Source organism: Staphylococcus devriesei (genome assembly GCF_002902625.1).
In the GTDB taxonomy this organism is placed as follows: domain Bacteria; phylum Bacillota; class Bacilli; order Staphylococcales; family Staphylococcaceae; genus Staphylococcus; species Staphylococcus devriesei.
The window spans coordinates 1-5,381 of sequence record NZ_PPRG01000065.1 but is presented as its reverse complement, the minus strand read 5'-3'; the positions used below and the strand labels follow the sequence as shown (position 1 = coordinate 5,381).

Annotated in this window: 10 protein-coding genes; 1 reads left to right on the top strand and 9 read right to left on the bottom strand. The window is 34.0% G+C overall.

Annotated features, from left to right (window positions below; all coding sequences use genetic code 11):
• Positions 1-88: 88 nt before the first annotated feature.
• From CD147_RS09895 to CD147_RS09855, 9 genes are all read right to left on the bottom strand, one after another.
• Positions 89-1,324: a DnaB helicase C-terminal domain-containing protein gene (locus tag CD147_RS09895; protein WP_103167255.1), complete on the bottom strand. Its 1,236-nt coding sequence runs from the start codon at positions 1,322-1,324 to the stop codon at positions 89-91.
• The gene (locus CD147_RS09890) at positions 1,317-1,676 is read right to left on the bottom strand and encodes a hypothetical protein (protein ID WP_103167254.1); all 360 of its coding nucleotides are present in this window, start codon (positions 1,674-1,676) and stop codon (positions 1,317-1,319) included. Before CD147_RS09890 ends, CD147_RS09895 begins: the two co-directional genes overlap by 8 nt.
• The gene (locus CD147_RS09885) at positions 1,676-2,467 is read right to left on the bottom strand and encodes a phage replisome organizer N-terminal domain-containing protein (protein WP_103167252.1); all 792 of its coding nucleotides are present in this window, start codon (positions 2,465-2,467) and stop codon (positions 1,676-1,678) included. Before CD147_RS09885 ends, CD147_RS09890 begins: the two co-directional genes overlap by 1 nt.
• Positions 2,468-2,487: 20 nt before the next feature.
• Positions 2,488-2,925, bottom strand: coding sequence for a single-stranded DNA-binding protein (gene ssb, locus CD147_RS09880; protein WP_103167251.1), 438 nt, complete (start codon positions 2,923-2,925; stop codon positions 2,488-2,490).
• Positions 2,922-3,569, bottom strand: a complete 648-nt coding sequence (locus CD147_RS09875; protein ID WP_103167250.1) for an ERF family protein — start codon at positions 3,567-3,569, stop codon at positions 2,922-2,924. Before CD147_RS09875 ends, ssb begins: the two co-directional genes overlap by 4 nt.
• Positions 3,562-3,786 (bottom strand): DUF2483 family protein, encoded by a 225-nt coding sequence (locus CD147_RS09870; RefSeq protein WP_103167248.1) that lies wholly within the window; start codon positions 3,784-3,786, stop codon positions 3,562-3,564. Before CD147_RS09870 ends, CD147_RS09875 begins: the two co-directional genes overlap by 8 nt.
• Positions 3,752-3,997 carry a hypothetical protein gene (locus CD147_RS09865; RefSeq protein ID WP_103167246.1) on the bottom strand — a complete coding sequence of 82 codons (246 nt, stop codon included), beginning with the start codon at positions 3,995-3,997 and terminating at the stop codon, positions 3,752-3,754. The genes CD147_RS09870 and CD147_RS09865 overlap by 35 nt, the downstream gene beginning before the upstream one ends.
• A gap of 61 nt (positions 3,998-4,058) precedes the next feature.
• Complete coding sequence (locus CD147_RS09860) at positions 4,059-4,247, bottom strand: hypothetical protein (RefSeq protein ID WP_103167244.1); 189 nt, start codon at positions 4,245-4,247, stop codon at positions 4,059-4,061.
• A complete protein-coding gene (locus CD147_RS09855) occupies positions 4,240-4,461 on the bottom strand; it encodes a hypothetical protein (RefSeq protein WP_103167216.1) in 222 nt (73 codons plus the stop codon). The genes CD147_RS09860 and CD147_RS09855 overlap by 8 nt, the downstream gene beginning before the upstream one ends.
• Before the next feature lie 62 nt (positions 4,462-4,523).
• Here CD147_RS09855 and CD147_RS09850 point away from each other — a divergent pair, with 62 nt between their 5' ends.
• Positions 4,524-5,192: a hypothetical protein gene (locus CD147_RS09850; RefSeq protein ID WP_103167215.1), complete on the top strand. Its 669-nt coding sequence runs from the start codon at positions 4,524-4,526 to the stop codon at positions 5,190-5,192.
• Positions 5,193-5,381: the final 189 nt, after the last annotated feature.

Sequence of the window (5,381 nt, the reverse complement as noted above, 5' to 3'; positions counted from 1 at the left end):
AGCTCAATAAAGTTTTTAGCTATGATTGGATCATCTCGGTAATCTTCTCGGTACAACTTTCCCAGCAACTTCTGAAACTCAATTACCGTCATGTTGTAAACCTTTGTGTGCGTTTGTAGTAATCAAATTCAATCACGCCTGTTTCGCCGTCTTTATTTTTAGCTATATTGCATTCAACTACCGACTTTCCGAAGCTGTCTTGCTCATCTTGGTTGTAGTAATCGTCTCGGTACAAAAGCATGGCTAAACTTGCGTCTGCTTCTATACCTCCTGCCTCTTTCATGTCAGATAACATAGGACGTTTATCATTACGTGTTTCTACGCCTCGACTCAGTTGAGATAATAAGACGATAATTGCACCCGTTTCATTAGCAATTACTTTCAAATCGCGGGAAATTTTTTCGATGCCATTTCTACGGTCTAATTTGGCGTCTGTTTGCATTAATTGAAGGTAGTCGATAAATATTACCTGTTGCTCATCTTTGCTCTTTAATGCCTGTTTACGCACTTCCTGCGTAGTCACATTACTTTGAGTGTTAATATCAACATTCAACTTCAAAATTTGGCTCGCAACGCTGGTTAATTTAGTGATTTCATCGGGTGTTAAATCTTTCATTTCTTTAATTCTAGTTAGCTCAATTCCAGTTTTAGTAGCTAACATTCGTTTTAAAATTGAAACGCCTGTTGTCTCTAAACTAAAGAAAGATGTTTTATAGCCCTGATTTGCGATATTAAGCATCATATTAAGCGCAAATGCTGTTTTACCTACTGACGGTCTAGCAGCGATTACAACTAACTGTGTAGGCTCTAAACCGCCAATTTTGTAGTCCATTAACGGAAAGCCTGTTTTGATTTGTGCTTTAGGTTCATCGCTATACAATTCTTCAACAAAATCATCAATAATCGCTTTAATATTACTTTCGTCATTAGCGCTAATCATCGACACATCATTTAGTCCGTTTAACATACTTTCAAAATTTTGAATGGTAGGTTGTTGGTTGAAGTCATTAATCACTTCATAGGCTTGTGAGATTTGATATAGTTCTAATAATCTTTGTTGGTAGCGTTCAAAAATGCCGTAGCCAATAAATTCAGAATTATAAAGTCGCTCTATTGTTTCAAAGTTCAAAAAATCTTTATCTTCGGTTGTTTTCAAATAGATGTCTTGGTGGTCGACTTTACCTACTTCAAACACATAATCTATAAACGTTTTTAAATCTTGGTTGTAGAACATTTCGGGTTTAATACGTAACTTTTCAATTAGATCTGGTTTTTTAAGTAAGCTAGCGATAATCGTTTGTTCAATCTCTCGACGTTCATTCATCGTTGTTCACTCCAAACTTACTTATTGTTTTCTTAAATTCATCTATCCTACGTTGACGTTCAGCTCGATATTCAGGATCGTTAGCCATTTTATATCGATGTTCTTTGATATCGTCAGGCACTTCTTCGTATTCCATCTTTTTTGGTGCTTTTCTCATAACGCTAGGAAGATTAGGAGGATAAGGATTGCCACTGTTGATATATTCTTTAACCGCTTTTTGAGTTAGTTCAAAATCTCCGTTTTCACTTAACACTTGAACCCATGTTTCTAATTTTGGTTTATCAAAATCTAGGTTATATAAGTGCCTAATGCTTTTTATAATTTCTAATGCTTGTTGTTTAGTCATACTCATTAGTTATCATTCAGCTCCCTCTCCATTGCTGCGATAACATCATCAGTTTCACTTTTCTTTTTAGGTTTGATTTTGTTTTCTGCGTCAGCTTTAGTTTTTACGCTTTCTTTTGCCCAATTATTTAACACTTTGATTAGATAACCTACATGACAACCTTTTTCTTTTGTATAATCAGTAGCTACCTCAACAACTTCATCTGCATGTTCACCTATATCATCAACTGCATATCCTATCTGTTCCATTTGGTAAGGAGTTAGGTTATTATCTAAAAATGTGATTACATAATTAATTGCTTTTGAGAAGACGTCGTTACTTCTATCTTCTTTATTCTTATTCTTATATTCTTCTTCTTCTTCTTCTGTATCGTTACGTAACGTTACGGTAACGTTACTTTCTATTTGATTTTGCTTTTTTCGTTCTCTATAACGTTGTTGTCTAAGTCTATTCTTTTCGTTATGTTTGCTTTTACTATCTAAACTTTGGTGCTTTTCCCAATTAGTTACTTTATAGACACCTTGATTATCATCTATCATTCCTAATGTTTTAAACGTTTGTAATGCTAATCTGATAGAATTAATAGGTCTGTTAAATTCATTTGCTAACATCTCGTCGTTGTACGGTAAGTTTTCAGATAGCATAATATAACCATGCTCGTTATATTTACCAGCAAGCGTCAACAACTTGACCCACACTGTAATGATTGTGTCTCGTTCAGGTAACGCCTCAATATACTTAATCTTGCTATCGTCGAACATACCAACTTTAAGTTTTATCCATGATACTTCAGCCATTTTTTACACCTCTCTTAAAATCAGAATGGAAGATCATCCGAACTAATATCAATTGGTCCATTTGTGTTTTGCATACCATTATTAAATGGATTGTTACCTGATTGTGTTTGTCCTTGTTGTTGAGGTTGGTTATTTTGTTGATTACTATTCTTCGGTTCTAAGAATTGAACGCTATCAGCCACAACTTCCGTTACAAATACACGTTGACCGTCTTTTTCATAGCTACGTGTCTGAATACGACCATCTACCCCAGCAAGTTGTCCTTTTGATAGATAATTATTTACGTTTTCCGCTTGTCGTCTGAAAGCTACTACGTTTATAAAATCAGCCTCTTGTTCGCCATTTTTATTTTTAAACGGTCTATTTACTGCTAATGTAAATCTTGCATTTGCTACATTGCCTTCATTAAAATTTGGATCTTTCGTTAATCTACCTACTAAAATTACTCTATTTATCATTGGTCATTCTCCTTATATTTTTTCGCCATTGCTTGAATGTTATTGATTGTAGTTACTGCTTGTTGTTCAGACATTGACGTGTAATCTTGTATCCCAAAAGTTTGTTCTGCTTGTTGTTGCGTTACGTCTTTTCCTAACGACTTCATCAAATCAACAAAATCAAACACTTCTTGTTTTAGAACGCCAACCGTTTTACTACTTACTTTGTTGTATTTTTCTTGTTTTTGTTTAGCATCTGCATCATCTTCATCAGTTGGAATGTTGAAGAATTTCATTAAAAAGTATCTTTCCGCGTAAGTTAATGCGGTACCATGCGCTTTAGATACATCGTCCTGTTGGCCAACTGCGAAGAAAGGTACTTCTAAAATTTCTTGCGGATTATCTGCGTTGATCCATTTATAAGTCAGTTTCAATTTAACAATATGTTCTGGCTTACCTTTCGCATTTGTGGTTTCAGTTATTTCTTCATTTTCTGTGTATGGTACAAGTAATAAATTATGTTCAATCATCTTGTTTCTTATTCTATGAAGGACTTGAGAGCCACTTACGTAAGAATAGTTGTAACCTTTGGTGTCTTTAGTAAAACCATCAATATTAGCTTTAACATCTGCTATTTTTTGGTATAAATTAAGTTGTTCAGTCATACTCAACCTCCTCATACTTTACTGATGTAGTTTCTACTTTTTTTATCGCGACGTGATGTGTCATATCGATTGATATATCATCTAGACCGTCAAATTCTCTTGCTCTTCGTTCATCTCTAGAATAAGATGTATCTTCAGCATGATTAGGACGATTGCTAATATAAAGTGGAAACGGAGCGCTTCTAAGTTTGATTAAATACGTTACGGATTGTTTCATCTAAATAGGCCTCCAATCGTTTATATTTAGCTTTCTCATGCGCTATCCTTTCACTTTTTCTAGTGTTTAACTCATTTAAAACGGCTATATGGTCATATGCTGTTTCTAATTGATTAGCGGCATGTTCAAGTTTCATTTCTAATGTGTCAGCTTTTGCACGATAAGATAGAAGCTCTATATATTCATCTTTTGTTATTGTGAACCCTTGCATAATTACACTCCTTGTAATACGATTAAGACATGTTTTGTTACGTCAACGCTTATTTTGACTGTTACTCATTGCCGTGAGTTTCAGTCTTTTTTACGTAGTACACATATTCGAAGAATAAATATGTTGCTATCGCACTGAGCAACGCATATCCTACTGCTTTAGTTATCACTAATTCGGCTAGCATGAGCAGGGAAAATACTGTGTTAAACATCATGCCACTGACTAAAATTGTTTTGTCTGTGCTAGTCATAAGAAACCTCCTCTAATGCTTTAATTCTTTCGTCTGATAAATCTTCATAAGGCATACGCTCTCTTAATAAAGGTAGTGGCACTCTACCGGCTACAGTAATGTAACCTGCACGTTCCATTTCTTTGTTTAATGATCTAATAATTTTTTGTGCTTTCGATTTTGAAATTCCTAACAACAACGCTAGTTCATTAATGCGTAAATGATTTTTCTTCATTTTGTTTTCTTCCTTTCGTGTATAATTTAGTTATCCCTTTATGAAGGGAGGTGAATTAATAAATGTATTACGACCCTTTAAGAAATGTCAGAGGAATTATTAATAAAACTGTATCTGATTTGGAATCGTCAAGACGAATGGCCATGAAACCTTTGCTGCAATCTAACGTGAATTTATCTAGAACTTTGGAAATCAATAGATACTTCAAAAAACAACTTTTACGAACTGGCTTCATAAACACATTTAATTTAAAATCAATGGAGTTAATTAGACTAACTAGAAAACCGTCTTTAAATTTTCTTGCTATATCTGCTTCTTATAATTTCCAAAGAAATTTATTTTCTGAAAAAGCGATAAAGTCTTTTAAGGATATTTACAGGTTTGATGATGATGTAGTTTCTCAAGCGCAACAAACTGTTCGAGATTTTTATATCAACCCAACTGCAATCTCTACTTTGGCTGAATCCATCAATTCGACCTATCCAATAAATAATCAAAACTCCTATAATAGATATGAAAAATTTATCAATACTTTCAAAAATGACTATCCACATCCTTTCAAGTCAGCAATAAAATGGTCGAGTGGCATCGTTGGAAGTGCTAATGTTCAAAATTTTGTAACTAATTATATAAACAACGATGATTTACACATTCAAAGCTCATTGATATTTGTCATAGTGTGTTTAGTAACTTTTTTATCAACTTATTGCCCTGGTTTTAAAAATCATTAGTGTCAGCTATAATTTCGATTTCGACGATTTCCCTCATTCTGCTCACTGCCATGAGTAGTTTGAGGTTTTTTGTTTTGTTCCTGCATTGTTCGTCCTCCTTAATTTGTTTGTTCGATTGTGGGTTAAGCTAGTCTTTCTAAAACTCCGTAATCTCCATGTCTTTCTGCTGTATCTATCTGACTATCTGTA